The organism is Vibrio agarivorans (assembly GCF_030409635.1).
Taxonomy (GTDB): Bacteria; Pseudomonadota; Gammaproteobacteria; order Enterobacterales; family Vibrionaceae; genus Vibrio; species Vibrio agarivorans.
Genome location: NZ_JAUFQF010000004.1, coordinates 937,000 through 963,223 on the forward strand (window position 1 = coordinate 937,000; position 26,224 = coordinate 963,223).

Here is a 26,224-nt window from a genome sequence, read left to right on the forward strand (position 1 = left end):
AGCGTTAAGTACCGACGCCTCTCAACAAAGAGGCGGAATTGTAATCACTGTCACATTTACTGTCAATCACAGATTCTGTGTCAGTGCATGAAATATCAACTTAGGCGTCAATTTTCATAGTGTGACAATTCCGGTCGGGCGATTATACGGAGACAAAATAAAATCTCAAGGATCTTTCGATCGAAGATGATCTTTAGCGTTAAGCTCCAACTTGGTTTAAAAACTTGCGCAAGCGAGGATCTTGTGGATTATCAAAAATATCCTGTGGAGAACCTTGCTCGACAATATGGCCCTCTGCCATGAAGATCACTCGGTCAGCAACTTCTTTGGCAAACTGCATTTCGTGGGTTACTACCAGCATAGTTTGGTGCTGAGTTGCCAACTTTTTCATTAGGTTAAGAACTTCGCCCACCCATTCAGGGTCGAGTGCGGATGTTGGCTCATCAAACAACAGTAGTTCAGGTTGTAGAGCCATTGCGCGGCCAATACCCACCCGTTGCTGCTGTCCACCAGACAGGGCTGCAGGGTAGCTATCCCCTTTGTCTCCCAGACCAATATCATCGAGAATTTGCTGCGCTCTTTCGTGGGCTTGGTCTTTTTTCCAGCCACGGACAGTGATTAACCCCTCAGCAATGTTCTGACGTGCCGTCATATGGGCAAACAGCGCATAGTTTTGGAATACAAAGCCAGTTTTGCGGCGCAATGCGAGCACTTCAGACTTGGTATGTTGCTGCGCATCGACTTCAATATCATCAATCGCGATTGATCCTTGGTCAGCTTGCTCTAGAAAGTTCACACAACGTAATAGGGTGGACTTTCCGGTACCACTAGAGCCAATAATCACGATGATTTCGCCTTGTTTGATATCAAAGCTCACACCTTTGAGTACTTCGGTATCACCGAATGACTTATGAATGTTATTTAGCTTAATCATCTTACATACGCCTTATTGAGTTTCTCTTCTGCCCAAATCTGTACGCGGGTCAGCACAATCACGACGACCCAGTAAATAAGTGCTACCGCGAGGAAAGCTTCAAAGAAGCGAAAGCTGGAAGCGGCTTCCATTTGTGCGCGCGCCATGATCTCTGCGACTCCGAGAGTAAAGGCGAGAGAGGTGGATTTGATCATATCGATGAAGTAGTTCATCAATGAAGGTAACGCGACACGTGTTGCCTGCGGCAAAATGATTCGGCGCATTGCTTGTGGGGTTGTCATTCCCACCGATAGGCTGGCTTCCATCTGACTGCGATCAATACCAATAATGGCAGCACGGATACTTTCTGCTTTATAAGCAGCAAAGTGCAACGTTAAACCAATCACTGATGCACTGAATGCATCAAGCCCAACTAAGAAAGGGAAGATCTGTGGTAGACCGTAATAAAGGAGGAACAGTTGGACCAGCAGAGGTGTACCACGAAAGAAGCTGATGTAAAGCTGACTGAGTTGGTTGAGTACAGGAATTTTAAAAACTCGAATATTGGCGATAACCACGGCCAAAATCAGTGAAAAGACCAACCCCCATACCGCCATCTCCATCGTTGTACCTAAGTACTTAAGAAGAATCGGCATCAGTTCGAGCATGTAGTTAAAATCAAAACCCATGACTTTCCCTTAATAAATAAAAAAGGTGGAATCCTAGAATCCCACCTGGACAAACATTCAAATTATAGATTAGTGATTACTCACTATGGATGCGCTTACTGAGTGATATCGCCACCAAACCATTTTTCAGAAATTTTAGCTAGCGTACCATCTTCACGCATAGCAGAAAGCGCTTGATTCACTTCATCACGCAGTTCTGCACCACGCTCATTGTCAACAAATGGCCAGCCATTTTCAATCGTTTCAAACGGTTGACCTGCTAACTGTAGCGGAAGACCGGTTTTTTTGATCAGTTCAAGAGCCGATAGGCGATCCATGACAAACGCGTCGGCACGGCCAAGCGCCACATCATGCTCGATACCTGTATCGTAGGTTTTGATGTTGATCTTGTTGTCGGTGTCACGTTCACGCAGCAATTGCTCAAAGTTCGAGCCTAGGTTGACCGCCACGGTTTTACCTGCAAGGTCTTCAATGCCTTTGATGCTGTCATTGCCTTTACGTACTGTAATTTGCGCGCCATCCACAACATAAGGGTCTGCAAAAAGGTATTTGGCTTTGCGTGCGTCAGTCATGGTGATTTGGTTTGAGATCGTATCAATACGACCGGTTTCAAGAAGCCCGAATAAACCAGAGAAGTTCGCAGTCACATACTCAACGTTGTAATCGTTGCGACGACCGATTTCATCCCATAGATCAACTTCAAAACCTTGCAGTTGGTCTTGCTTAACAAACGTAAATGGGAAATAGCGTCCTGACATGCCGACTTTAACGTCCGTAGCGGCCTGTACCGTTGCTGCTGATAGTGCAATAGCAGCAATGGCTGCCTTCATCCAGTTTTTCATAATACAACTCCTTAATTATGTAGAGGGAGATACTACGTTTTCTTATTACGTTTGAATAAATAACTTTGTGGCATAACCTATGTTGCATTGTAATAAGTTGAGATGAGTCGCAAAACACACCTTTGATCCACGTAATTCACAGAGTTATCACCAAAGTGCGGATCTGGGGAAAAGTGGCCGAATGTGGATCATATTGTGAGTAATCTGGGTGATCGATGTGATGATCTCAGCTTTTTCGGCAAAATATCTGTGAATAACTTCGATCTTATTCACTGATCGGCCGATCATTTGCTGGCGATCTTAGTTATCAACAGGTAAAATTGCGGGTCTTTCCAAGTTTATCTATCTATTGAGTGGGGTCACCGTGTCATCTTCGCTTTGGTTGCAAGTTATGCAGCAGCTCCAAGAGGAGTTACCTGCTACAGAATTTAGCATGTGGGTTCGCCCTCTACAGGCTGAATTAAACGACAACACGTTGACGCTTTTTGCGCCAAACCGTTTCGTTCTTGACTGGGTTCGCGACAAGTACCTCAATAATATCAATCGTCTGCTGCAACAGTTTTGTGGCAATGACGTACCGAATCTTCGCTTTGAGGTCGGCAGTCGCCGAGTTCAAGCACCAAAACCGGCGCCAACGCGCACACCTGCAGACGTTGCTGCTGAGTCTTCAGCACCTGCGCAGTTGCAGGCACGTAAACCTGTACACAAAACTTGGGATGATGATGTACAGGCGATCGCCGATATTAATCACCGCTCAAATGTAAACCCGAAGCATCGTTTTAAGAACTTTGTTGAGGGTAAGTCAAACCAACTTGGTTTAGCTGCGGCGCGTCAGGTATCAGATAACCCAGGTGCTGCCTATAACCCTCTATTCTTATATGGTGGAACGGGCCTTGGTAAGACTCACCTATTGCATGCGGTAGGTAACGCGATTGTTGATAACAAGCCAAACGCGAAAGTGGTGTACATGCACTCTGAGCGTTTCGTTCAAGACATGGTTAAAGCACTGCAAAACAACGCGATTGAAGAGTTCAAACGCTACTACCGTAGTGTTGATGCGCTGCTTATCGATGACATCCAATTCTTTGCAAACAAAGAGCGCTCGCAAGAAGAGTTCTTTCATACCTTCAATGCGTTACTTGAAGGCAATCAGCAGATCATCTTGACATCTGATCGCTATCCAAAAGAGATCAGTGGGGTAGAGGATCGTCTTAAGTCTCGCTTTGGTTGGGGCCTAACCGTCGCGATCGAACCACCAGAGCTTGAGACTCGCGTAGCGATCTTGATGAAAAAGGCAGAAGACCACCAGATCCACCTTGCCGATGAAGTGGCGTTCTTTATTGCCAAACGACTTCGCTCCAATGTTCGTGAGCTTGAAGGTGCATTGAACCGTGTTATCGCCAACGCTAACTTTACTGGGCGACCAATTACGATTGATTTCGTTCGTGAGGCATTGCGTGACTTGTTAGCTCTGCAAGAGAAGCTCGTGACTATTGATAATATTCAAAAGACAGTGGCCGAGTACTACAAGATTAAGGTTGCGGATCTGCTGTCTAAACGACGCTCTCGCTCAGTCGCGCGTCCACGTCAATTGGCGATGGCACTCGCTAAAGAGCTGACAAACCATAGCTTACCGGAAATTGGTGATGCATTTGGTGGTCGTGACCATACGACGGTGCTACACGCGTGTCGCAAGATAGAACAATTGCGCGAAGAGAGCCACGACATTAAAGAAGACTACTCTAACCTAATCCGTACACTATCGTCATAAAGCGGTTCGGGTTAAGCTAGACAAAACCTTGTTCAAATAAACGATTAGAGCAAACAATGAAATTTACTATTGCACGTGAACACCTACTTAAACCGCTTCAGCAAGTGTCTGGTGCGTTGGGTGGTCGTCCGACCTTACCTATTTTGGGCAACCTTCTGATCAAAGTAGAGAACAACACGCTTTCTATGACCGCGACAGACCTTGAGGTCGAGCTAGTCAGTAAAGTTGCGCTTGAAGGTGATTGTGAAGCGGGCAGCATTACTGTTCCGTCACGTAAGTTTCTCGATATCTGTCGCAGCCTACCTGATTCTGCACAAATCACGTTTGTTCTCGAAGCTGAGCGTGTTCAGGTGCGTTCTGGTCGCAGCCGCTTCTCATTAGCCACACTCCCTGCGAATGATTTCCCTAATATTGAAGATTGGCAAAGCGAAGAGGCCATCAGCTTAACTCAGGCTGAATTGAAGGCTCTGATAGACAAAACTCAGTTCTCAATGGCTAACCAAGATGTACGTTATTATCTCAATGGTATGCTGTTTGAGATTGATGGCACGACACTGCGCAGTGTTGCAACAGATGGCCACCGTATGGCGGTCTCGCAAACAGAACTGACAGCATCGGCAGAGAAGCAGCAGATCATCTTGCCACGTAAGGGTGTGCAAGAGTTGGTGAAATTGCTCGATGCTCCAGAGCAGTTGGTTGAACTGCAAATTGGCAGCTCAAATCTGCGCGCAGAGGTAAACAACTTCATCTTTACTTCCAAACTGGTGGACGGTCGCTTCCCTGATTACCGCCGCGTAATGCCACAAAGCACCGATAAAACACTGGAAGCAAGCTGTGATGAGCTGCGCCAAGCGTTCTCACGTGCCGCTATCCTGTCGAATGAAAAATTCCGTGGTGTGCGTGTCAACTTAGATGGTGGTGAGATGCGTATCACTGCGAATAACCCTGAACAAGAAGAAGCAGAAGAGTTGCTTGATGTTCAGTTTGAGGGTGATGCGATTGAAATCGGCTTCAATGTTAACTACGTACTCGATGTATTGAACACGTTGCGTTGCGACACGGTTCGCTTATCCATGTCGAGCGCCAATGCGAGTGCGCTACTAGAGAATGCAGACGACGACAGCGCAATGTATGTTGTGATGCCAATTCGACTCTAGAATGCCTCTCTCTCGGCTGATTATTCAGCAATTCCGTAATATTAAAGCCTGTGACATCACCCCGTCACCAGGCTTTAATTTTCTTGTCGGAGCTAATGGCAGCGGCAAGACCAGTGTCCTAGAAGCAATCTATTTGCTTGGGCACGGCCGTTCTTTTAAAAGTACGTTAACCGGTCGTGTGATTCAAAATGAGCAGCCAGAGCTGTTCGTTCATGGCCGTGTTAAAGAGCATTCTTTGACACAAGACCAATTTGAGCTACCTGTTGGCATAAATAAGCAGCGCGATGGCTCAACAGAGGTTAAAATAGGCGGTCAGTCTGGACAAAAGTTGGCGCAGCTTGCCAAGATATTACCGCTGCAATTAATTCACCCAGAAGGGTTTGAATTGCTCACTGATGGGCCTAAGTTTCGCCGCGCGTTCATTGATTGGGGCGTGTTTCACACCGAGGCAGGGTTCCATGAAGCTTGGGGGCGGTTTAAGCGCCTTAACAAGCAGCGCAATGCGTTGCTCAAAGATGCCAAAAGCTATCGCGAGCTGAGTTATTGGGATAAGCAGCTAGCAGAGCTGGCTGAAAAAATCAGTTCGTGGCGTGAAGCGTATGTGGCGCAGATGACCACAGTGGCACAGGAGATGTGCCAAGCATTTTTGCCAGAATTTGATATTCAATTGAAGTATTATAGGGGCTGGGAAAAGGATACCCCTTATGACCAGCTTCTAGAACGAAATTTCGAGCGAGATCAGTCACTCGGGTACACTTTTAGTGGCCCAAATAAGGCTGATCTGCGCATTAAAGTGAACGGCACTCCGGTTGAGGATGTGCTGTCACGCGGTCAACTAAAATTAATGGTATGCGCGCTACGCGTTGCTCAAGGTCAGCATTTGACACAAGTAACGGATAAGCCGTGTATCTATTTGATTGATGACTTTGCATCTGAATTAGATAGCCAACGTCGTAAGCGTCTTGCTGACTGCTTAAAGGCGACGGGGGCTCAAGTTTTTGTAAGCTCAATTACCGAGGAGCAGATCGCTGATATGCGAGATGACACTGGTAGGCTGTTCCATGTGGAACAGGGCAATATTGAGCAAGGATAAATAGAGAGTAACTCATGTCTGAAAATTACGATTCATCGAGTATTAAAGTACTGAAGGGTCTGGATGCGGTACGTAAGCGTCCGGGTATGTACATCGGCGATACAGACGATGGTACAGGTCTGCACCACATGGTATTTGAGGTGGTGGATAACTCAATTGATGAAGCGTTGGCAGGTCACTGTAAAGACATCATTGTGACTATTCATGAGGATAACTCGGTTTCAGTACGCGATGACGGTCGTGGTATCCCAACAGAATTGCACCCAGAAGAGAAAGTCTCTGCGGCGGAAGTTATTATGACGGTACTTCACGCGGGCGGTAAGTTCGATGACAACTCATACAAGGTTTCGGGCGGTCTGCACGGTGTTGGTGTTTCGGTAGTAAACGCACTGTCTAAGCAAGTTACACTAACGATTCATCGTGGTGGTCAAATTCATACTCAAACTTATCACCATGGTGAGCCGCAAGCGCCACTAGGCGTGATTGGCGATACTGATAAAACCGGTACAGAAATCCGTTTCTGGCCAAGTGAAGAGACATTCTCAAACACTGAATTCCATTACGATATCCTAGCTAAGCGTCTACGCGAGCTTTCTTTCCTAAACTCTGGCGTATCGATTAAGCTACGCGACGAGCGCGAAGAAGATAAAGGTGACCACTTCATGTATGAGGGTGGTATCCAAGCGTTCGTAGAGCACTTGAACACCAACAAGACGCCAATCATCGAGAAAGTATTCCACTTCAACTCAGAGCGTGAAGATGGCATTGCAGTAGAAGTGGCAATGCAGTGGAACGATGGCTACCAAGAAAATATTTACTGTTTCACTAACAACATTCCGCAGCGTGATGGTGGTACTCACCTTGCTGGTTTCCGTGCGGCCCTAACTCGTACCCTGAACTCGTTCATGGACAAAGAAGGCTTCTCGAAGAAAGCAAAAACAGCAACATCAGGTGATGATGCGCGTGAAGGTTTGACTGCCGTTATCTCAGTTAAGGTTCCTGATCCTAAATTCTCAAGCCAGACCAAAGACAAGCTAGTTTCATCTGAGGTGAAATCAGCGGTTGAATCTGCAATGGGTGAGAAGCTATCAGAGTTCTTGATTGAGCACCCTGCAGAAGCGAAAACAGTATGTACTAAGATTATCGATGCAGCGCGTGCACGTGATGCAGCGCGTAAAGCGCGTGAGATGACTCGTCGTAAAGGCGCACTAGACCTCGCTGGTCTGCCAGGCAAACTTGCTGACTGTCAGGAAAAAGACCCTGCACTGTCTGAACTCTACATAGTGGAGGGTGACTCGGCAGGCGGCTCCGCAAAACAAGGCCGTAACCGTAAGAATCAAGCGATTCTTCCTCTGAAAGGTAAAATCCTAAACGTTGAGAAAGCGCGTTTCGATAAGATGCTCTCTTCACAAGAGGTTGCAACCCTAATTACAGCTCTTGGCTGTGGTATCGGTCGTGACGAGTACAACCCAGACAAGCTACGCTACCACAACATCATCATCATGACCGATGCCGATGTCGATGGTTCGCACATTCGTACGCTACTATTGACCTTCTTCTACCGTCAAATGCCAGAGCTTATTGAGCGTGGCTACGTGTACATCGCTCAGCCGCCGCTTTACAAAGTGAAGAAAGGTAAGCAAGAGCAGTATATCAAAGACGAAGATGCAATGAACCAATACCAGGTTGCACTTGCGCTAGATAACGCATCTCTGCACGTGAACGCTGAAGCACCAGCATTAGCCGGTGAAGCTCTTGAGTCTTTGGTTAAGCAATACAACAAAGGCATGAAGCTGGTGGAGCGCATGAGCCGTCGCTACCCACAACCGTTAGTGCATGAGCTTGTTTACACGCCGCGTTTAACAGCAGAGCAGTGTCACGATACCGCTGAAGTTGAAGCTTGGACTAAGACATTAGTTGAGCAGCTAAACGCCAAAGAAGTGGGTGCAAGCCAGTACAGCTTTGAGGTTGAGCAGCATGCAGAGCTTGGTCTAAATCTACCTAAGATCATCGTTCGTACTCATGGCGTTGTTCATGAGCATGTACTTTCAGTAGACTTTATCAACTCTAAAGAATACAGCAAGCTGGCTGAGCTTTCTGAAGCGCTAAATGGTTTGATCGAAGAGGGTGCTTACATCAAGCGTGGTGAGCGTACTCTAGCAGTAAACAGCTTCGTTGAAGCCCTAAACTGGCTAATTAAAGAGTCTCGTCGTGGTCTAAGCCTACAGCGCTACAAAGGTCTAGGTGAGATGAACCCAGATCAGCTTTGGGAAACGACAATGGATCCAGAAACGCGTCGTATGATGCAGGTAACGATTGAAGATGCGGTGGGTGCTGACCAACTGTTCACGACTCTTATGGGTGACCAAGTTGAGCCACGTCGTAACTTTATTGAAGAAAATGCATTGAAAGTAGCGAACCTAGACGTCTAGATTCTCGCTCTCAATCACGACTCAAGTTAAAACACCGCCCTTAAAAACGGCGGTGTTTTTTAGTTTTTAATCTACATAAAATCATGCAGTTATAAATTATTTGTATTTATTCTCTTGAAAGCGTTTTGACTCGTCCCTATATCTGTTTATGAAGAGGTGGACGAACTTGCTAGAGACTAGAAGTTTTCCCTCTTTAAAGTGCCAACGAACTATTGCTCACGAGAGGATAGGGAAGTGGCAAACAATTTAAACTTGATCCGTAAGCATGTCCCAGAGTCGTCCGAGGTGAGACCAAGAGGAGTGCCGAGAGATCTCTTAGCGAGCAAAATGATCAGCCACAGTTTTGATCATCAGTATTAACGCTAAGACTATTGCTTACTAAAAGGATAGCATTATGAGAACTGTAGATTTCACTCCACTTTACCGCAACGCAATTGGCTTCGATCGTCTATTCAATATGATGGAAGCAAACTCAGCGAAAAATACTTCAGGCGGTTACCCTCCATACAACATCGAGCAAAAAGATGAAAACCACTACCGCATTACTATGGCAGTAGCAGGCTTCGCCGATGACCAAATCGATCTGACACAGAAAGAAAATATGTTGATCGTAAAAGGTGAGCGTAAAGCAGATGAGGGTAAGAACTACGTTTATCAAGGTATTGCAGAGCGCGACTTTGAGCGTAAGTTCCAACTAGCAGATTATGTCAAGGTGGTTGGTGCGACGATGGAAAACGGCTTGTTGCACGTTGATCTAGAGCGCGAGATCCCTGAAGCGATGAAACCTCGCAAGATTGCTATTAACGGCAATAACTTGCTAGAAGGTTAATCATCAAACCTCGATTTTAAGAAAGGTGTCCATTGGGCACCTTTTTTTGTGCATGCTGACCAGTAAAGCGTTGTTAGCTTGGAATAAGTGACGCCTGTAACTTTCTCATTTTGTTGTCGTTTGCTGGTATACACGTATACTTATCAGCATAAATTTTCGGCAGTTTTTGCAAAAAAGGGAGAGGGGAAATGGGTCAGTTTTCCATTTTGGGCTTCATCGCGCTCGGTGGTGCTTTTGGTGCTTGTTCAAGATATTTAGTTTCTGAGTTGTGTGTACAGCTTTTTGGTCGTGGTTTCCCTTATGGCACATTGACCGTCAATGTCATCGGTTCGTTTGCGATGGGCTGCCTGATCGCTGCCTTTGAGAATGAACTTCTCGCTACTGAGCCATGGCGTCAAATTATTGGGTTAGGCTTCTTAGGGGCACTGACTACGTTCTCTACTTTTTCTATGGACAATGTGCTGCTGATGCAGCAAGGCGCTTTCTTTAAGATGGGTCTTAATGTGCTGCTCAATGTATTTCTAAGTATTTCAGCGGCCTGGATTGGCTTTCAAATTTTGATAAAGAGCTAACAATATTGAGTGATCCGATTGGTTTGTCGCCAACATTTTTCTATAATCGAACCACTCACAGCAACATAGTGAGCTGATACTTGTCGGAGTGCCTTAAGGCTGAGACCGTTCATTCGGGATCCGTTGAACCTGATCTGGTTAATACCAGCGAAGGGAACAAGAGAAAGCGTTCAACTATTCTATATGAACCTTTATTAAGCTCGGAAGAACCGCTCAACCTCTTTCGACGCCTCTTGTCGCATCTATCCGCCAAGCATTTTTATCCCAATTATAGTTATAAAGGAAAAATGCTATGTCGAATCGCAAACAAGCGAGACTGGAAGCCAAACAGTTTATTGATACCTTATCTGTCCAACCATACCCAAATTCAAGCAAGGTATATGTTGAGGGCTCACGCCCCGATATCCGTGTCCCAATGCGCGAAATAGCGCTTGCAGATACTCTCGTAGGTGGCACTAAAGAGCAGCCTATTTATGAGCCCAATGAGGCGATTCGCGTCTATGATACTTCTGGTGTTTACACCGACCCTGAGCATACTATCGACCTCTATAGTGGCTTACCAAAGCTACGCGAAACGTGGATCGAAGAGCGTCTTGATACAGAGTTACTCGATGATGTGAGCTCTGTGTACACCAAGCAGCGTCTAGAAGATGATACTTTAGATGAACTGCGCTACGGCAATTTGCCGCGTATTCGCCGCGCGAAAGCGGGACAACGTGTCACGCAGTTGCACTATGCGCGCAAAGGTATTGTAACGCCAGAAATGGAATACATCGCGATTCGTGAGAACATGGGGCGCGCAAAATATCGCGATCAAGTGCTGACTCAGCAGCATCCTGGTCAGCATTTTGGTGCGAACCTTCCACAAGACATTACCCCTGAGTTCGTTCGCCAAGAAGTTGCAGAAGGCCGCGCGATTATCCCTTCCAATATAAACCACCCAGAGTCAGAGCCGATGATCATCGGTCGCAACTTCCTCGTCAAAGTGAACGCCAACATCGGAAACTCTTCAGTTTCTTCATCTATTGAAGAGGAAGTTGAGAAGCTAGTGTGGTCGACACGTTGGGGGGGAGATACAGTAATGGACCTTTCAACGGGACGAAACATTCATGAAACGCGTGAATGGATACTGCGTAATAGCCCAGTGCCGATTGGTACTGTGCCTATGTATCAAGCGCTCGAGAAAGTAAATGGTGTTGCTGAGAACCTTAATTGGGAAGTGATGCGTGACACGCTGATTGAGCAAGCAGAGCAGGGGGTAGATTACTTTACCATTCATGCCGGCCTGCTACTGCGTTATGTGCCTATGACTGCAAAGCGTGTGACGGGCATTGTATCTCGCGGTGGCTCTATCATTGCTAAATGGTGTCTGGCTCACCACCAAGAGAGCTTCCTTTATACCCAGTTCCGCGAGATCTGTGAGATTTGTGCCAAGTACGATGTTGCGTTGTCGTTGGGAGATGGGTTGCGTCCGGGTTCGATTGCTGATGCTAATGATGAAGCGCAGTTTGCTGAGCTACGCACCCTTGGTGAACTGACTAAAGTGGCTTGGGAGTATGACGTTCAGGTCATTATCGAAGGCCCAGGTCACGTGCCAATGCATATGATCAAAGAGAACATGGATGAACAGCTTAAACACTGTCATGAAGCGCCATTTTACACGTTAGGTCCGCTGACTACCGATATCGCTCCCGGCTACGACCACATTACCTCAGGGATTGGTGCGGCCATGATTGGTTGGTATGGCTGCGCGATGCTGTGTTATGTCACACCGAAAGAGCACTTAGGCTTACCGAATAAAGATGATGTTAAGACAGGCCTTATTACTTATAAGCTCGCTGCTCACGCCGCCGATCTCGCAAAAGGCCACCCTGGCGCTCAGGTACGTGACAATGCGCTGTCAAAAGCTCGCTTTGAGTTCCGTTGGGAAGATCAGTTTAATCTGTCTCTTGACCCTGATACGGCTCGCTGTTTCCATGACGAAACGTTACCCCAAGAGTCGGGTAAGGTGGCACACTTCTGTTCGATGTGTGGGCCAAAGTTCTGCTCAATGAAGATCTCTCAAGAGGTACGCGAATACGCAAAAGACACAGAGCAAGTCGCTGCTGACCAAGCGATTGAGATAAAGATGCTCGATAACCCGCTTGAAGGTATGCGTCAAAAATCCCAAGAATTTCTAGAGACTGGCTCTGAACTTTATCATCCAGCGGCAACGTTAGAGGACTAAATAATGCAACTGCTCGTACCGCGTCAGCAGATTGAATTAACGGAATCGCTACAGCAGTGTTTATCGGTCGCAAAGCAGCACGGCTTTGCGATTGATGCCATTGAATTGGGCATAAGCCCAACGCCTTGCTTCCAGATTCAAACCGATACAAAAACGCTAACCCTTAAGCACAACCTACAGCACCCACAAGACAGTGGGTGTGAAGTTGACTTGGAATTTGCCTATCAAACCACGCTCTGCATAACCGATGCTGCTCTACTTGAGCGTACTGAAAATCGTATCTTACTCTCAGTCATCGATGAAGGGAGCTTGATGGATGTCTGGCAACATCAAGGTGAGACTCGGGTAATACGTTACTCCGATCGCTCTAACCGCGACTCAAGCGATCACTTCACGTGGGTCGTCACACTGCTGGCTTTAGATTTTCCGCTCGAAGATGCTCTTACGTTTGCGCGTGCACAGATGAATGTTTCACGTGAAACATGGGCGCACGATTTTCGTGATTTCCCAACCCCCGTTCTCGAAGAGTCTAGGTTAGGTGTTCGTGTTGGGTGGGCGGCAAATGCTGAGCAAACCCAGTTTCCAGCTATGGATAAAGAAGCAATAGGGCTATATCCAGTTGTCGATAGCGCTGACTGGATTGAGCGCCTATTGGAGATGGGAGTCAAAACAACGCAGTTAAGAATCAAAGATGCGAGCACTCCGGATCTAGAGCAGCAGATCCAACGAAGCATTGAAGTTGGACGTCAATACGACGCTCAGGTGTTTATTAATGATTATTGGCAGTTAGCGATTAAGCATGGTGCGTATGGTGTGCATCTTGGGCAAGAGGATATTGAAGAGTCGAATCTTAGCCAACTCGCTAAGGCGGGTATTTGCCTAGGATTATCGACGCATGGTTATTATGAGCTGCTGCGTATTGTTCAGATTAACCCTAGCTATATCGCGTTAGGCCATATCTTTCCAACGACAACCAAGCAGATGCCTTCCAAACCACAGGGCTTAGTACGTTTGGCTCATTATCAGAAATTGATTGATTCGATACCCTATGCGCAAGACCAGTTAGGTTATCCAACGGTAGCGATCGGCGGTATCGACTTGAGCAATGCTCAACAGGTCTGGGAGTGTGGTGTTTCGAGCCTCGCGGTTGTCAGAGCAATCACGCTTGCTGATGAGCCACTGCAAGTGAAAAAAGCGTTTGATGCACTAATGCAGTCCGAAAATCGTGACGGTGATAAGCATGAGCGCAAGGTATTCACCGATGCTGTCTGATAAAGAGTTTATCCGTTACCAACGTCAGATTGCGCTGCCAAACATTGGAGAAGCAGGGCAGAACAAGCTACGAAGCAGCCATGTACTTATTGTTGGTTGTGGGGGCTTAGGCTCAGCAGCTGCGCTCTATTTGGCCGCCGCTGGTGTCGGCCGTGTCGTACTTGTTGATGATGACGCTGTAGATTCGAGCAATCTACAGCGTCAGGTTGTCTATCGTGAAGAACAAGTCGGACACGGTAAAGCTGATGCGATGGCTCATCAGTTGCGTTTGCTTAATGCCAGTTGTCAGATTCGCACAATCAACAAACGCCTAGATGAAGCGCAGCTAAGCCTTGAAGTCATGCTTGCGGACACGGTACTCGATTGCACGGATAACATCGAATCGAGGCAGCTGATTAACCGAGTCTGCTTCAATCAATCTACTGCACTCATCTTTGCATCGGCTATTGGGTGGCAAGGTCAGTTTTGTATGTTTGATTTTAAGCATCACAAAGACCAAGGCTGCTATCGCTGTATCTACCCATTTGATGAACTGCCTCAGGCTGGGAAATGCTCAGACAGTGGGGTAGTCGGTCCAGTGGTTGGCACGATGGGCAACTATCAAGCGCTAGCGGCGATCCAATATTTGGCGCTGCAATCGCTAGTGTTAAAGACAAATACACTTCACCTGTTTGATGGCCTCAGCTTAACTTGGCAAGCCCTATCTACTTCAGTGGATAGCACCTGCCATGTATGTAGCGATCGCGGCAGTCAGTCAGAGAATCCAAATCAATAGTTACTTCTAAAAATGATGAATACGATAACCATAATGATTAACGACCAAGCCCATCAAGTAGAAGCGAAGTCGAGCTTAGAAGACATAATTACTCAGTTCTCGCTGCCAAGTATGGGCTGCGTCTTTTCGATCAATAACCATGTAATTTCACGTGATAAATGGCCGTCGACTCACCTCAATGAGGGTGACGCCATTTCACTATTTCAAGCGATTGCTGGGGGATAAACCATGCTTACGATTGCCGATAAAACCTTTTCATCTCGCCTGTTTACCGGAACAGGCAAGTTCGCTAATAGCCAATTAATGGCTCAAGCTATTAAAGAGTCTGCAAGTGAACTTGCGACCATGGCGCTAAAACGTGTTGATGTTAACGATACACAAGACGATATTCTTAAGCCGTTGGTGGAGTGTGGCGTTAACTTACTGCCGAATACTTCGGGTGCGAAGAATGCCAAAGATGCTATCTTCGCTGCTCATTTGGCACGTGAAGCGCTCGGCACAAATTGGCTCAAGTTAGAAATTCATCCCGACCCTAAATATCTAATGCCAGACCCAATCGAGACACTTGCCGCCGCTGAGCAGTTGGTGCGTGATGGCTTTGTTGTACTCCCGTATTGTCACGCCGACCCTGTCTTGTGCAAGCGACTTGAAGAAGTGGGCTGCGCTGCGGTAATGCCACTTGGTGCGCCTATCGGTTCGAACAAGGGCATTGCTTCGCATGACTTTCTCGAGATAATAATCGACCAAGCCAATGTACCAGTGGTCGTGGATGCAGGGATAGGGGCACCGTCTCACGCAGCACGTGCAATGGAGATGGGTGCAGATGCGGTGTTAGTCAACACGGCGATTGCCGCATCCTCGAATCCAGTCGCGATGGCTCGTGCGTTTAAACAAGCGGTTGAGGCTGGGCGCAGTGCTTATGAAGCTGGACTAGCAGGGCAAGTATCACATGCGGTTGCATCAAGCCCTCTGACATCATTCCTTGATGAATTGTAATCGATAAGGACACGGCATGAGCTTTTTACAGCGCTTTAATCAACTCGACTGGGATGACATTTCGTTATCAATAATGAGCAAAACAGCAGCGGATGTCAAAAGGGCATTGGGTAAATCCAAGCGTGACCTTGAGGACTTCAAAGCGTTGATTTCCCCCGCTGCAGAACCTTATCTGGAGCAGATGGCTCAGCAGTCATACGCACTAACTCGCAAGCGTTTTGGCAATACGATGTCGTTGTATATTCCATTGTATCTATCAAACCTTTGCGCTAATGCCTGTACATATTGCGGTTTCTCTATGGAGAATCGAATCAAAAGGCGTACGCTTAACCAGCAGGAAATTGAAGCCGAGTTAGCTGCTATTAAAAAGATGAAGTTTGATAGTGTGTTGTTAGTGACGGGTGAGCATGAAACCAAAGTCGGCATGAACTATTTCAGGCAGATGGTCCCAGTTATCAAGCAGCAGTTTAACTATCTCGCTATGGAAGTTCAGCCACTTGAACAAGAGCAATACGCTGAGCTAAAAACACTCGGCCTAGATGCGGTGATGGTGTACCAAGAAACGTATCACCCTTCAACGTACGCTCAGCATCATCTACGTGGTAAGAAGCAAGACTTCAATTACCGCTTAGAAACGCCCGACCGTTTAGCACAGGCAGGTATCGATAAGATCGGTATTGGTGCGTTGATTGGGCTAGAAGAGTGGCGTACTGACTGCTTCTATGTTGCAGCACACTTAGACTATCTAGAAAGAACCTATTGGCAGACGCGATATTCGATCTCCTTTCCACGGTTACGCCCATGTGAAGGTGGATTGCAGCCAAAGTCGGTAATGAATGACAAACAATTAGTGCAATTGATTTGTGCTTACCGTCTGCTTAATCCAGAGGTTGAATTATCACTTTCAACTCGAGAGTCTCAGGCGTTTCGCGATGCAGTGTTGCCCTTGGGTATCACGACTATGTCGGCAGCGTCCAAGACACAACCTGGCGGTTATGCTATGGATGATATTGAACTTGAGCAGTTTGAAATCAGTGATGAGCGCAGTGCAGAGCAGGTAGAGCACGCGATTGAAGCGAAGGGTTTTGCCCCAGTGTGGCGTGATTGGCATTCAGCCTATTCTGGATAGTAGTAACAACAACTTGCTATTAATCATGTAGTGTTTCACGTGAAACACTACATGAGCTTGGAAACACAAACATAATAAAAAGCGCCTCGAAGTTATCCTCGAGGCGCTTTTTCTATATTGGGTATCGGTTATTCGTCGTTACGATTTACTATGGTGTAGCGGCTGAGTCGCTTGCTGCAACCATTCGCGTACGTCTCCTTCAACCAGTGAATTGAGATCTTCCCACACTTTAGTATGGTATTGGTTGAGCCATGCAAGCTCAGGCTTAGTCAGCAGATTGACGTCGATGTTACGTACATCAATTGGACAGCGTGTTAGTGACTCAAACGTTAGCACTGGGAAGTCACCTTGTGTTGGCTGCTCTACAACCAACTCAAGGTTCTCTATGCGAATACCAAAGGCATCTGCACGGTAGTAGCCAGGTTCATTCGACAACACCATACCTTTGTCTAATGCTACGTCAATTTGTCGTTTGGAAATGCTTTGTGGCCCTTCATGCACACTCAAGAAGTGGCCGACTCCATGGCCTGTACCGTGGTCATAATCAAACCCTTCCGCCCAAAGATGTTGGCGAGCGAGAGTATCAAGCTGATAGCCACGAGTGCCAGCAGGGAATCTTGCGCGTGCGATACCGATATGGCCCTTTAGTGCGAGAGTAAACTGACGCTTCATCTCCTCACTTGGCGTACCAATCGCAATCGTACGAGTGATGTCAGTTGTGCCGTCGAGGTACTGACCACCTGAGTCGACTAAGTAGAGTGAGTCCATTGTTAGTTGACCTGGCTGTGGCTGGTTCTCATGGTTGTAGTGGCACATAGCGGCATTACCGCCTGCTGCTGAAATGGTATCAAAGCTCAAGTCAATCAGAGTAGGATCAAGACGACGGAATGCCTCCAACTGATCAGCGAGTTGCGCTTCATCGAACAGATTGCCTTGCGCAACATTGTTGTCTAACCACGATAGGAACTTCACCATCGCGACACCATCACGAACGTGACAGGCTTTCATTCCAGCAATTTCAACCTCGTTCTTAAGTGCCTTAGTCAGCAAGCAAGGATCAGCTTGCGCAATTACCTTAGCGCCACAATTTTGCAGAACTAACTTAATCCATGCATTTGAAGTTGCAGGGTCTACAATCACAGCTTGGTCAGTGAGAAGCTCAAGTCTAGCTTGGAGTTGTTCTGGTGCGAATACATCAACGCTTTTGCCTACGTGCTGGCCAAAATCGCTCGGCAGTCTTGCTGGATCAATAAAAAACTCTACCTGACCTGTTTTGTGCAATATCGCGTGAGAGAGCAGCACTGGTAAGCGTGACACATCGAGACCACGAATGTTCAGCAACCAAGCAATAGAGTCAAGCGCGGTAATCACGGCAGCATCAGCATCTGCTTTTTCAACAATCTTTGCGATGTTGCTGCGCTTTGTGGCGCTATCGACACCAACGGATTGGCTTGGCATTAGACGTACATCAGACAGCAGCGGTGCAGGGCGATCGCTCCAAAGTAGGTCGATTGGGTTGCTATCAATCAATACCACCTGGTGTTTTTTGCTCAGTTTCGCTTGTGCTGTCTCAAGCCAATTGGCGTTATGCATACGTGGGTCGATCGCAATGCGGCCTTGCGCTGGTACATTGTCAATGATCCAATCAAGCGCAGGCTCTTCGATAAGGTGGCGATACTCAAATACGTCTTGTGGGACTTGCTTAGTAACTTGCACAGTGTAGCGGCCATCAACAAAAATGGCGGCTTTCTCTTGGGCAATCACTGCGGCACCAGCCGAGCCAGTAAAACCGGTTAGCCAGTGCAGGCGCTCGTTGTGAGCGGGAATGTATTCGCCCAGATATTCATCTTCATGAGGAAGGATAAAGGCGTCAAATTGTTGTGCAGTGAGCCAGTCTCTTAGCTCGCTAACTTTTTGCTGTGTTTGTTGATCCATGAGGACGTATTCCTTTGTTGTTATTGAGCTCGCATGCCTAGGGTGATACGAGTGTCTATACCTTCTTTTTATCTCAGATGGGCGGTTTTTTCTACGATAATCTGCTTAAGCCAGTCTATTGCTGGGTCAGATTCTCTCTCTTTACTCCAAAACAAAGTGTATGCCATGGGTGGGAAGTCCATCGGTAATGGCAGTAGCTTGAGCCCAAGTTGGTGACTGACCATTTTGGTAAAATGGGCCGGTGCAGTGAACACGAGGTCGGAATAGGTACAAAGACTGGCGGCACTATTAAAATCAGGGACGGTTATGGCGATATCTCGTTCTAGGCCTTGGTCAGCCAATCGATAGTCGAGTAACCAGCGGTCGTTACCATCACAACGCACTTGAACATGTCGCGAAGCTAAATAGGTTTCTAGATTCCAATCTTGCTTGAGCACTGGGTGATCGTGGCGTACAACACACATCTGTTCGTCGCGATAAATCTCTTGTTCGGCAATACCATGAGGCGCGAGCATCGTGAGGCGTGCGTCTCTGATATCAATATCTTTGCCTGTGATGCCCATATCCAATTCGCCATCGAGAATTCGCTTAAAGGTATTTCTATCCCAAGTATGGGTTGAGAAGTTGATGTTCGGTGCATGGTTAAAGACTTCGGGCATGAAGTAGGGAAGCACGAGTGGGTAAACACTTTCCACCGCGGCAATCTGAAATCGGTGTTGGCTGGTTTGTGGCAGAAAGATCTCAGGTTCGGTGATCTGTTCGAGCTGGTGAACCATTTGACGAATCTTCGGTTGCAGCTTTAGTGCTCGTGGAGTGGGGCTTAAGCCTTGCGGGGTTCGGTTAAAAAGTGGGTCATCGAACTGCTCTCTCAGCTTAGCGAGGTTTTTACTCACCGCAGACTGGCTTAGGTAGAGGCGCTGTGCTGCACGAGTGACGTTTAGCTCTTCAAACAATACATCGAGCTGAACCAATAAATTGAGATCGATACGGTTGAGTTTGTTCATACGCTTTATATCTCTATGGAATAATAGTTATGACTAATTACCACTTCTAGTCATACCTATGATTCTATACGATGCTCACCAAATTACACTATTCAAGGTGAGCCCCCTATGTCATCCCAATCTGCTTCTAAGTCGATGTTTATCGTATTAGCTTTGCTGGTCCTATTTAGCCCACTCGGCATTGATATTTATTTGCCTGCCTTGCCAGAGATTGGCGCAGAGTTTCACGTGGAACCAGAGCTCGTAAAAGATACGATTACTTGGTTTATGATTGCGATGGGCGTAGGCCAGCTGTTTGCAGGACCACTCGCCGATAGCGTAGGCCGTAAACAAGTCGCGTTGCTTGGTGCTGCTGTATATGGAGTGTCATCGGTGTTAGCGTGGTTCAGTAGTAGTATTGAGTGGCTACTGGCGGCACGTATCCTTCAAGGCGTTGGTGCGTGTGCGACCTCGGTTGCTGCTTTTGCCTCCGTGCGCGACATCTATGGCGCAAAAAACAGTGGCAAGATGATCAGCTACCTCAATGGCATTATCTGTTTTATTCCAGCTATGGCGCCAATTTTAGGCGCGTGGTTAACTCAATGGTTTGGTTGGCGCGCTAACTTCGCCACAATGGCCGTGTTTGCTGTGGTTGTTGGTGGTATCGTGATGCTGTTGATGCCAAGCTCCAATCAACCGAAACAAGCGGTGAAGTTGGTTAACGTTCAGCACTATAAAGATGTATTGGGTAATAGCCATTTCTTGTTCCATGCCACCCTGTGTCTGATTGCGATGGGAGTGATCTTAGGTTATGTAACCGCAGCGCCGAATCTATTGATGGGACAACTTGGTTTATCAATGTCTGAGTTTACCTTTTGGTTTACTATTAATGCGGTTATTAATATTGCCGCTTGCTTTATTGGACCTAAGTTTCTGCAATCCCTAGGCGCTTACCGAACATTGATTCTAGGTATTAGCCTGCTGTTGTTCGCAGCGGTATTAATGGGCTATGGCGCAAGCTCTACACAACCGATCGCGTTTATGCTGCCTGTGTTTATTGCTTCAACCGGGTTTGCGTTGATTCTTGGCGCAGCGGCTGGACAAGCTTTAGCGCCGTTTGGCGATAAGGCGGGAACCGCATCGGCGCTGCTTGGCCTATTTCAAATGACAGGCGCAGGTATGTTGGTTACATTGACTCAAGGCTGGTTTGGCCAGTCGAGCCATCATATGGTGTTTTTAATGCTACTAAGTGCACCTGGGCTGATTATTCTCCTGACAGAGCAAGGTAAACGCTGGCACACAAAACTTGCTTAACTGCGATCAAACATGACGTTCAGTGCTTTGTTTTTGCGCACTTTGTGGGTATATTTGTACGCCTTAAATTCTTTTCAACTACCCACTCAGGTCGGCCTTAGGCTTTGCTTGTAAAATACGTTCTAATAAAATACTGAGTTTGGGTTCAGACAGTGGAAAACTATCATGTCGTTAACGACTTATGAAATGGCAAAAGTACTCGAGCAATTAGAGTCGAGCCCAGAGAAGGTGATGTTCGGTAAGCTACTTAGTGAGCTGGGCAACCAAAGCGCGGAGCGTATTCGAAGCGCAGCCAAACAAGTGCCAATCGAGAATCTACGCGATATGGTTTTCCATTTTCAAGCAGTGATCGAATCACGTAAGTCAGAGCAAGTGGATATCTTAGCCAAGCAATTGGCAGAGCAAGGTATCAGTGCAGAAGAGCTACGCGAGTTCCTTGCTAAAAAATAATCTGTAGCCAACTACGGATTTACATTGCGATTGATGGGGTTTTGCAAAGAGATCAGTGTCTCTGTTGATTGCACTTCATCAATCGCTTGCAGTTTATCGATCAAAACAAACTGCAGCTCCTCAATCGACTTACACATCAACTTAACGAAGATATTGTACGCCCCCGTTGTGTAGTAGGCTTCCACCACCTCATCTAGCGCATTCAGCTTCTCTAGCGCCGAGTGATAATCACGCGCAGCATTGAGATTAATACCAATAAAACAGCACACGTCATAACCCAGTTTTTTGGTGTTAACGATAACTTCTGTGCCTTGAATGATATCTGCGGCTTTCATCTTCTCGATACGTACATGAATGGTTGCTGGACTGACATCAAACTCTTTAGCCATTTCAGCATAAGGCGTACGTGCGTCTTCCATCAGGGTTTTTAGGATTGCACGGTCAAGGTCATCCAGTTTGGTTGTCTGCATATCGGTAGACTCTATTGCTATTGGTGAAAAGTGCTGTTCATCTTAGAGCATCCCAGTAAAATTGGGTACACTCTCATTGTGACTATTTCAAATTCTCTGGAGCTTACCTTGCATCTACAGCTTATCTGTGAAGATACCTCTCAATCGACTCATTTTGATCAACTGGTTGCTCGTTGGGGGCTCCATCATGACGGCAATAGTGAGTTTGCGTTGGTATTGTCACAGGGCCGCTTAGAGCTACGTAAATTGGATGAGCCAAAGCTCGGTGCCATCTTTGTCGATTTTGTCTCCGGCGCTGTCGCACACCGTCGTAAGTTTGGTGGTGGTAAAGGGCAATCAATCGCCAAAGCAGTAGGTTTGAACAAAGGGGTTACGCCAACGGTGTTGGATGGTACAGCAGGGCTAGGGCGTGATTCATTTGTCTTTGCCTCATTAGGCTGTCGCGTGCAAATGGTAGAGCGTCACCCAGTCGTTGCTGCACTGTTAGATGATGGCCTCTCACGCGCGATGCAAGACCAAGAAATCGGCCCATGGGTGAGCGAGCGAATGTCTTTAATCCATGCTTCAAGCCACGATGCGTTAGATGAACTGGCCTCACGCGAGGGTTTTGTTCAGCCAGATGTGGTGTACCTTGATCCTATGTATCCGCACCCAGAAAATAAGAAAAAATCAGCACTAGTAAAAAAAGAGATGCGAGTATTCCAGTCACTTGTTGGGGCTGATCATGATGCTGATGGTTTGTGGCAGCCAGCGATGAATCTAGCGGCCAAGCGTGTCGTGGTAAAAAGACCAGACTACGCACCATATCTTGCCGAGCAAACTCCATCAATGAAGATTGAAACCAAGAAGAATCGCTTTGATGTTTATGTCAAAGCAGCAATGGACAGTACGAACTAATTCACCGCTTGCACCGAGCGATAATTCGAGTTATACCTAACTAAGAATCATTATTATTTATAGTTAGGTTGAGCGAGATGACAAAACGTTTGTGCAAACTGAATCGACGTGACATTCAAGAGCATCTTGGGGATATCCACCGCTTGGTGGCCGAGCCTAAGTTTGTATGTCGTTCATGCGCTCGCAGTGCTGACGATCAATCTCGCCTATGTAAGCCTGCCGCCATTCCTCCTATCTCATGTCAAAACCGCGCACAGAAAGCAGAGCAAAGCCAGTGTGGTTTGCTCCAAGAGGCGCTCTCTTCTTCGGTGAGTCAAACTGAGATAGAAACAGAAGACGTGAGCAGACCGGTTGCGCTTCAAAAGAGCACAGAATCCGGTGCAGATAATCAAGACAGCAAAGCGTCGTTGAAAAAAGCCAAGAAAGCCCTCAAGAAGCAAAAAAAGCATCTCAAGGCGATGAAGAAAGTATTGAAAAAGCAGCGTAAGCTAGCCAAGAAGCACCTCAAACTGCAGCGTAAAATCGAACAAGTGTCGATTCCAAGCTTAAGTGAAGACGCTTCTTGTCCTCCTCTACACTAGTTGTGGCGGTCAGTCTTTAATTGGCACCACAAGCACATCAACCGGCGTACAGTTGATTAACTGTCGAGTAGATGAAAGCAGCTTACTCCAGAAGTCTTGGTGGTGACCACAGACCACAAGGTCGATATCCATCTCTTCTACCGAATCACACAGTTCACTGCTGAGATCGCCCGCACCTACGAGTGTGTTTGATATCGTATAATCGGTCTCTTCACATAGTTCGTTCAGCTGGCGCAACGAACCCGCCGCAGCCTGATCTTGCGTTTGTGCAAGATTGATATCCACCAGCCCAGTATAAAGTTCAGCGTAATTCACATCGATGTGTGCCAGTGACACTTTTGCTCCAAGCGGCTGGGCGAGAGAGACGGCTTTATCGATCAATAATCGGCTGTCTGGCGTGAGGTCGACAGCGACTAGAATATGTTGATAACTCATAACAACACCTCCTTGAATATCGTTTAGTTAACTTCAGCTTAGCACTAACCCCTATGGGGGAATGTTGCGGTGATCTCATATCCACTTCTTTGGTACAAAGTGTTATCTTTGTGCTCAATGGTATGCCGATAAGTCAAAAACAAGTCACGTTATTGCGTGTGTTGCGGGCGTACAATAGCGGATATTAGAATAAAGGTACTAGGAGTTCCAATGTTAGCGAAAGAGATGGTCGAACAGCTCAACGAGCAAATTAATCTGGAATTTTTCTCATCCAATCTATACTTACAAATGAGTGCTTGGTGTGAAGATAAGGGGTTTGAAGGAGCGGCTGAATTCTTACGTGCTCATGCTGTAGAAGAGATGGAGCACATGCAGCGTCTATTTACGTATGTAAGTGAGACGGGTGCGATGCCGATTCTGGGTGCGATTGAAGCACCAAAGCACCAATTTAATAGCTTGGGAGATGTGTTCCGAGAAACTTATGAGCACGAGCAGATGATTACGCAAAAAATCAACAAATTGGCTCACGTGGCGTTCTCGTCTCAAGACTATTCTACCTTTAACTTCTTGCAGTGGTACGTCGCAGAACAGCACGAGGAAGAGAAGCTATTTAAGGGGATTTTAGACAAGCTGGATCTGGTTGGTGAAGATGGTAAAGCGTTGTTCTTCATTGATAAGGATCTAGCGGCAATGGCAAAAGAAGGTTCATCTTCGATTATGGATACGCCTGCGGAGTAAGATCTCATCCTGCTAGCCCTGCGCTAAGGAACAGTCTGATCGTCTCTGCTTGCCCATGACAAGATGTAGGGAGGAGAGATGATCAGCAGCGATGTAATTCTATTTTCATTAATGGTAGTGAGTATGGTCAATTTGGCCCGGTATCTCACTGCACTGCGATCCCTAATATACATAATGCGCGAAGCCCACCCACTGTTGTATCAACAGGTCGATGGTGGCGGATTCTTTACAACGCATGGTAACTATACGAAACAGGTAAGACTGTTCCACTACCTGCGAACCAGAGAGTACCTACAACACCATGACAATACGTTCATCGATAAGTGTGTTCGTGTCAGGGGGTTATTTGTATTGAGTATGTCGCTACTTGCTGTAACGGTGTTGGCTGTGTTTATTCTGTGATCTAAATCTACAGTTGGCACTCATAGGCTTTGCCGTTAAAATAGCCACCAATCATGGAGGATGTGCATTTGCGCATCCTTTTTTATTTTCAGAAGTGGGTAAAGAGTAATGAGTAAGCACGTCGATGTGGTGATTATTGGTGCGGGCGCAGCAGGATTAATGTGTGCGGCTGAAGCTGGTAAGCGAGGGCGTCGTGTACTCGTTGTTGATCATGCTAAGAAACCTGGGCGTAAGATTCTGATTTCTGGTGGCGGTCGTTGTAACTTCACTAACTATGATGTCACTGCTCAAAACTACCTTTGCAATAACTCTCACTTCGTAAAATCAGCGCTCTCGCAATACACCAACTGGGATTTTATCTCCATGGTGAGCAAGCATGGTATTGAGTTTGAAGAGCGCGATCATGGTCAGCTGTTCTGTGTTGGCGATCATACTGCCAAAGATATCGTCAAGATGCTGCTGGCTGAGTGTGATATGCCGAACGTATCCTTTCAGTACCAAGCCGACGTCCATTCCATTGAGCAGCAAGAGCAAGGCTTTGCTTTAACTGTGAACACACAGGCTTTCACGTGTGACTCGTTAGTGGTTGCGACAGGTGGTTTATCAATGCCTAAATTAGGCGCTACGCCATTTGGCTATAAGATTGCAGAGCAATTTGGCTTATCTGTGATGCCTACGACCGCAGGGCTTGTGCCATTCACGCTACACAAAGAAGATAAGCAAGCGCTCGATGAGCTTTCTGGCATTGCGATTCCAAGTGAAATTACCGCGCAAGACGGCACTATGTTTACAGAGGCGCTGCTATTTACGCACCGTGGTTTGTCTGGCCCGTCTGTTTTACAAATTTCTTCGTTCTGGAAGGCCGGTCAGTCGGTTAGCATTAACCTAGTTCCGAATGACGATATCGCAACACTGCTTGAGAATTCTCGCGAGAAACACCCGAATCAAAGCCTAAAGAATACCCTGGCCAAGGTGCTACCAAAGCGCCTCGTAGAAGTGTTGATTGCTCGTCGAGAGTTAGATGACAAGCCACTCAAGCAATACAACGCGAAGCAGTTTGAACAAATTGTACACCTGCTAGAGAACTGGACTATTTTGCCAAACGGCACTGAAGGCTACCGCACGGCAGAAGTGACGCTTGGCGGCGTAGATACGGATCAGCTTTCATCTAAAACCATGGAGTGTAAATCAATAAAAGGTCTCTACTTCATTGGTGAAGTGATGGATGTCACCGGTTGGTTGGGAGGCTATAACTTCCAATGGTGCTGGAGCTCGGGTTTTGTTGCCGGGCAGTGGGTATAACTCGCCACAATAACGCAAAG

Annotated in this window: 26 protein-coding genes and 1 riboswitch; of the genes, 19 read left to right on the forward strand and 7 right to left on the reverse strand. The window is 46.8% G+C overall.

Going from position 1 to position 26,224, the window contains the following annotated elements:
• Positions 1-199 precede the first annotated feature (199 nt).
• The 3 genes from QWZ05_RS12840 to QWZ05_RS12850 all read right to left on the reverse strand — a co-directional run bounded on the left by QWZ05_RS12840 (position 200) and on the right by QWZ05_RS12850 (position 2,444).
• Positions 200-934 (reverse strand): amino acid ABC transporter ATP-binding protein, encoded by a 735-nt coding sequence (locus QWZ05_RS12840; RefSeq protein ID WP_290298726.1) that lies wholly within the window; start codon positions 932-934, stop codon positions 200-202.
• On the reverse strand, positions 931-1,602 hold the full coding sequence (locus tag QWZ05_RS12845) for an amino acid ABC transporter permease (protein ID WP_264874643.1): 672 nt from the start codon (positions 1,600-1,602) through the stop codon (positions 931-933). Before QWZ05_RS12845 ends, QWZ05_RS12840 begins: the two co-directional genes overlap by 4 nt.
• Before the next feature lie 95 nt (positions 1,603-1,697).
• Positions 1,698-2,444, reverse strand: a complete 747-nt coding sequence (locus QWZ05_RS12850; RefSeq protein WP_264874642.1) for an amino acid ABC transporter substrate-binding protein — start codon at positions 2,442-2,444, stop codon at positions 1,698-1,700.
• A 364-nt stretch (positions 2,445-2,808) separates the two neighbouring features.
• Between QWZ05_RS12850 and dnaA the strand changes: the two genes are divergently transcribed.
• The 12 genes from dnaA (at position 2,809) to thiH (ending at position 16,697) form a co-directional block, all read left to right on the forward strand.
• Entirely contained in the window at positions 2,809-4,215 is a 1,407-nt protein-coding gene (gene dnaA, locus QWZ05_RS12855) for a chromosomal replication initiator protein DnaA (RefSeq protein WP_290298729.1), read from the forward strand.
• A gap of 56 nt (positions 4,216-4,271) precedes the next feature.
• The gene (gene dnaN / locus QWZ05_RS12860; RefSeq protein WP_264874640.1) at positions 4,272-5,372 is read left to right on the forward strand and encodes a DNA polymerase III subunit beta; all 1,101 of its coding nucleotides are present in this window, start codon (positions 4,272-4,274) and stop codon (positions 5,370-5,372) included.
• Position 5,373: 1 nt separating this feature from the next.
• The gene (recF, locus tag QWZ05_RS12865; protein ID WP_264874639.1) at positions 5,374-6,465 is read left to right on the forward strand and encodes a DNA replication/repair protein RecF; all 1,092 of its coding nucleotides are present in this window, start codon (positions 5,374-5,376) and stop codon (positions 6,463-6,465) included.
• Positions 6,466-6,479: 14 nt separating this feature from the next.
• Positions 6,480-8,897 (forward strand): DNA topoisomerase (ATP-hydrolyzing) subunit B, encoded by a 2,418-nt coding sequence (gene gyrB, locus QWZ05_RS12870; RefSeq protein WP_264874638.1) that lies wholly within the window; start codon positions 6,480-6,482, stop codon positions 8,895-8,897.
• A 394-nt stretch (positions 8,898-9,291) separates the two neighbouring features.
• Positions 9,292-9,726, forward strand: a complete 435-nt coding sequence (locus tag QWZ05_RS12875; RefSeq protein ID WP_264874637.1) for an Hsp20 family protein — start codon at positions 9,292-9,294, stop codon at positions 9,724-9,726.
• 188 nt (positions 9,727-9,914) lie between these two features.
• Positions 9,915-10,298: a fluoride efflux transporter CrcB gene (crcB, locus tag QWZ05_RS12880; RefSeq protein ID WP_264874636.1), complete on the forward strand. Its 384-nt coding sequence runs from the start codon at positions 9,915-9,917 to the stop codon at positions 10,296-10,298.
• A 74-nt stretch (positions 10,299-10,372) separates the two neighbouring features.
• Positions 10,373-10,471: riboswitch (TPP riboswitch) on the forward strand.
• 119 nt (positions 10,472-10,590) lie between these two features.
• Positions 10,591-12,525, forward strand: coding sequence for a phosphomethylpyrimidine synthase ThiC (thiC, locus tag QWZ05_RS12885; RefSeq protein ID WP_290298734.1), 1,935 nt, complete (start codon positions 10,591-10,593; stop codon positions 12,523-12,525).
• 3 nt (positions 12,526-12,528) lie between these two features.
• Positions 12,529-13,797 (forward strand): thiamine phosphate synthase, encoded by a 1,269-nt coding sequence (locus QWZ05_RS12890; RefSeq protein ID WP_264874634.1) that lies wholly within the window; start codon positions 12,529-12,531, stop codon positions 13,795-13,797.
• Positions 13,787-14,572, forward strand: coding sequence for a HesA/MoeB/ThiF family protein (locus tag QWZ05_RS12895; protein ID WP_290300794.1), 786 nt, complete (start codon positions 13,787-13,789; stop codon positions 14,570-14,572). Before QWZ05_RS12890 ends, QWZ05_RS12895 begins: the two co-directional genes overlap by 11 nt.
• A 15-nt stretch (positions 14,573-14,587) precedes the next feature.
• The gene (gene thiS, locus QWZ05_RS12900) at positions 14,588-14,797 is read left to right on the forward strand and encodes a sulfur carrier protein ThiS (protein WP_264874633.1); all 210 of its coding nucleotides are present in this window, start codon (positions 14,588-14,590) and stop codon (positions 14,795-14,797) included.
• Positions 14,798-14,800: 3 nt separating this feature from the next.
• Positions 14,801-15,568: a thiazole synthase gene (locus QWZ05_RS12905; RefSeq protein ID WP_290298737.1), complete on the forward strand. Its 768-nt coding sequence runs from the start codon at positions 14,801-14,803 to the stop codon at positions 15,566-15,568.
• Positions 15,569-15,584: 16 nt separating this feature from the next.
• Entirely contained in the window at positions 15,585-16,697 is a 1,113-nt protein-coding gene (gene thiH, locus QWZ05_RS12910) for a 2-iminoacetate synthase ThiH (protein WP_290298739.1), read from the forward strand.
• A 138-nt stretch (positions 16,698-16,835) separates the two neighbouring features.
• Here the strand turns inward: thiH and QWZ05_RS12915 are convergent, their stop codons facing one another.
• Both QWZ05_RS12915 and QWZ05_RS12920 read right to left on the reverse strand, forming a co-directional pair.
• A complete protein-coding gene (locus QWZ05_RS12915) occupies positions 16,836-18,632 on the reverse strand; it encodes an aminopeptidase P family protein (RefSeq protein WP_290298741.1) in 1,797 nt (598 codons plus the stop codon).
• Positions 18,633-18,700: 68 nt separating this feature from the next.
• A complete protein-coding gene (locus tag QWZ05_RS12920; RefSeq protein ID WP_264874629.1) occupies positions 18,701-19,636 on the reverse strand; it encodes a LysR substrate-binding domain-containing protein in 936 nt (311 codons plus the stop codon).
• Between the two features lie 108 nt (positions 19,637-19,744).
• Between QWZ05_RS12920 and QWZ05_RS12925 the strand changes: the two genes are divergently transcribed.
• Together QWZ05_RS12925 and tsrA are read left to right on the forward strand one after the other, a co-directional pair.
• The gene (locus tag QWZ05_RS12925) at positions 19,745-20,929 is read left to right on the forward strand and encodes a multidrug effflux MFS transporter (protein ID WP_290298744.1); all 1,185 of its coding nucleotides are present in this window, start codon (positions 19,745-19,747) and stop codon (positions 20,927-20,929) included.
• Positions 20,930-21,094: 165 nt separating this feature from the next.
• The gene (gene tsrA / locus QWZ05_RS12930) at positions 21,095-21,379 is read left to right on the forward strand and encodes an H-NS-like global regulator TsrA (protein WP_264874627.1); all 285 of its coding nucleotides are present in this window, start codon (positions 21,095-21,097) and stop codon (positions 21,377-21,379) included.
• Positions 21,380-21,390: 11 nt separating this feature from the next.
• On the opposite strand, the gene asnC is transcribed toward tsrA, so the two are convergent.
• Positions 21,391-21,849, reverse strand: a complete 459-nt coding sequence (gene asnC / locus QWZ05_RS12935; RefSeq protein ID WP_164649516.1) for a transcriptional regulator AsnC — start codon at positions 21,847-21,849, stop codon at positions 21,391-21,393.
• A 108-nt stretch (positions 21,850-21,957) separates the two neighbouring features.
• On the opposite strand from asnC, the gene QWZ05_RS12940 reads away from it, so the two are divergent.
• Positions 21,958-22,746, forward strand: a complete 789-nt coding sequence (locus tag QWZ05_RS12940) for a class I SAM-dependent methyltransferase (RefSeq protein ID WP_264875452.1) — start codon at positions 21,958-21,960, stop codon at positions 22,744-22,746.
• 77 nt (positions 22,747-22,823) lie between these two features.
• Positions 22,824-23,327 (forward strand): hypothetical protein, encoded by a 504-nt coding sequence (locus tag QWZ05_RS12945; protein WP_264874626.1) that lies wholly within the window; start codon positions 22,824-22,826, stop codon positions 23,325-23,327.
• A 9-nt stretch (positions 23,328-23,336) separates the two neighbouring features.
• On the opposite strand, the gene QWZ05_RS12950 is transcribed toward QWZ05_RS12945, so the two are convergent.
• Positions 23,337-23,762, reverse strand: coding sequence for a universal stress protein (locus QWZ05_RS12950; protein ID WP_264874625.1), 426 nt, complete (start codon positions 23,760-23,762; stop codon positions 23,337-23,339).
• A 210-nt stretch (positions 23,763-23,972) separates the two neighbouring features.
• Here QWZ05_RS12950 and ftnA point away from each other — a divergent pair, with 210 nt between their 5' ends.
• The 3 genes from ftnA to QWZ05_RS12965 all read left to right on the forward strand — a co-directional run bounded on the left by ftnA (position 23,973) and on the right by QWZ05_RS12965 (position 26,204).
• Positions 23,973-24,500 (forward strand): non-heme ferritin, encoded by a 528-nt coding sequence (ftnA, locus tag QWZ05_RS12955; protein WP_264874624.1) that lies wholly within the window; start codon positions 23,973-23,975, stop codon positions 24,498-24,500.
• 78 nt (positions 24,501-24,578) lie between these two features.
• Complete coding sequence (gene uspB / locus QWZ05_RS12960; RefSeq protein ID WP_264874623.1) at positions 24,579-24,902, forward strand: universal stress protein UspB; 324 nt, start codon at positions 24,579-24,581, stop codon at positions 24,900-24,902.
• Positions 24,903-25,010: 108 nt separating this feature from the next.
• A complete protein-coding gene (locus tag QWZ05_RS12965) occupies positions 25,011-26,204 on the forward strand; it encodes a BaiN/RdsA family NAD(P)/FAD-dependent oxidoreductase (RefSeq protein WP_264874622.1) in 1,194 nt (397 codons plus the stop codon).
• Positions 26,205-26,224 lie beyond the last annotated feature (20 nt).

Excerpts from the sequence above, each read along its gene's own strand:
- dnaN (WP_264874640.1), top strand. The coding sequence starts at position 4,272 with ATGAAATTTACTATTGCACGTGAACACCTACTTAAACCGCTTCAGCAA.
- QWZ05_RS12895 (WP_290300794.1), top strand. The coding sequence starts at position 13,787 with ATGCTGTCTGATAAAGAGTTTATCCGTTACCAACGTCAGATTGCGCTG.
- QWZ05_RS12950 (WP_264874625.1), bottom strand. The coding sequence starts at position 23,762 with ATGAGTTATCAACATATTCTAGTCGCTGTCGACCTCACGCCAGACAGC.
- QWZ05_RS12845 (WP_264874643.1), bottom strand. The coding sequence starts at position 1,602 with ATGGGTTTTGATTTTAACTACATGCTCGAACTGATGCCGATTCTTCTT.
- QWZ05_RS12890 (WP_264874634.1), top strand. The coding sequence starts at position 12,529 with ATGCAACTGCTCGTACCGCGTCAGCAGATTGAATTAACGGAATCGCTA.
- QWZ05_RS12875 (WP_264874637.1), top strand. The coding sequence starts at position 9,292 with ATGAGAACTGTAGATTTCACTCCACTTTACCGCAACGCAATTGGCTTC.
- thiS (WP_264874633.1), top strand. The coding sequence starts at position 14,588 with ATGAATACGATAACCATAATGATTAACGACCAAGCCCATCAAGTAGAA.
- thiH (WP_290298739.1), top strand. The coding sequence starts at position 15,585 with ATGAGCTTTTTACAGCGCTTTAATCAACTCGACTGGGATGACATTTCG.
- gyrB (WP_264874638.1), top strand. The coding sequence starts at position 6,480 with ATGTCTGAAAATTACGATTCATCGAGTATTAAAGTACTGAAGGGTCTG.
- QWZ05_RS12915 (WP_290298741.1), bottom strand. The coding sequence starts at position 18,632 with ATGGATCAACAAACACAGCAAAAAGTTAGCGAGCTAAGAGACTGGCTC.
- recF (WP_264874639.1), top strand. The coding sequence starts at position 5,374 with ATGCCTCTCTCTCGGCTGATTATTCAGCAATTCCGTAATATTAAAGCC.
- tsrA (WP_264874627.1), top strand. The coding sequence starts at position 21,095 with ATGTCGTTAACGACTTATGAAATGGCAAAAGTACTCGAGCAATTAGAG.
- QWZ05_RS12905 (WP_290298737.1), top strand. The coding sequence starts at position 14,801 with ATGCTTACGATTGCCGATAAAACCTTTTCATCTCGCCTGTTTACCGGA.
- thiC (WP_290298734.1), top strand. The coding sequence starts at position 10,591 with ATGTCGAATCGCAAACAAGCGAGACTGGAAGCCAAACAGTTTATTGAT.
- QWZ05_RS12850 (WP_264874642.1), bottom strand. The coding sequence starts at position 2,444 with ATGAAAAACTGGATGAAGGCAGCCATTGCTGCTATTGCACTATCAGCA.
- QWZ05_RS12840 (WP_290298726.1), bottom strand. The coding sequence starts at position 934 with ATGATTAAGCTAAATAACATTCATAAGTCATTCGGTGATACCGAAGTA.
- QWZ05_RS12925 (WP_290298744.1), top strand. The coding sequence starts at position 19,745 with ATGTCATCCCAATCTGCTTCTAAGTCGATGTTTATCGTATTAGCTTTG.
- ftnA (WP_264874624.1), top strand. The coding sequence starts at position 23,973 with ATGTTAGCGAAAGAGATGGTCGAACAGCTCAACGAGCAAATTAATCTG.
- asnC (WP_164649516.1), bottom strand. The coding sequence starts at position 21,849 with ATGCAGACAACCAAACTGGATGACCTTGACCGTGCAATCCTAAAAACC.
- QWZ05_RS12920 (WP_264874629.1), bottom strand. The coding sequence starts at position 19,636 with ATGAACAAACTCAACCGTATCGATCTCAATTTATTGGTTCAGCTCGAT.
- QWZ05_RS12965 (WP_264874622.1), top strand. The coding sequence starts at position 25,011 with ATGAGTAAGCACGTCGATGTGGTGATTATTGGTGCGGGCGCAGCAGGA.
- crcB (WP_264874636.1), top strand. The coding sequence starts at position 9,915 with ATGGGTCAGTTTTCCATTTTGGGCTTCATCGCGCTCGGTGGTGCTTTT.
- QWZ05_RS12945 (WP_264874626.1), top strand. The coding sequence starts at position 22,824 with ATGACAAAACGTTTGTGCAAACTGAATCGACGTGACATTCAAGAGCAT.
- uspB (WP_264874623.1), top strand. The coding sequence starts at position 24,579 with ATGATCAGCAGCGATGTAATTCTATTTTCATTAATGGTAGTGAGTATG.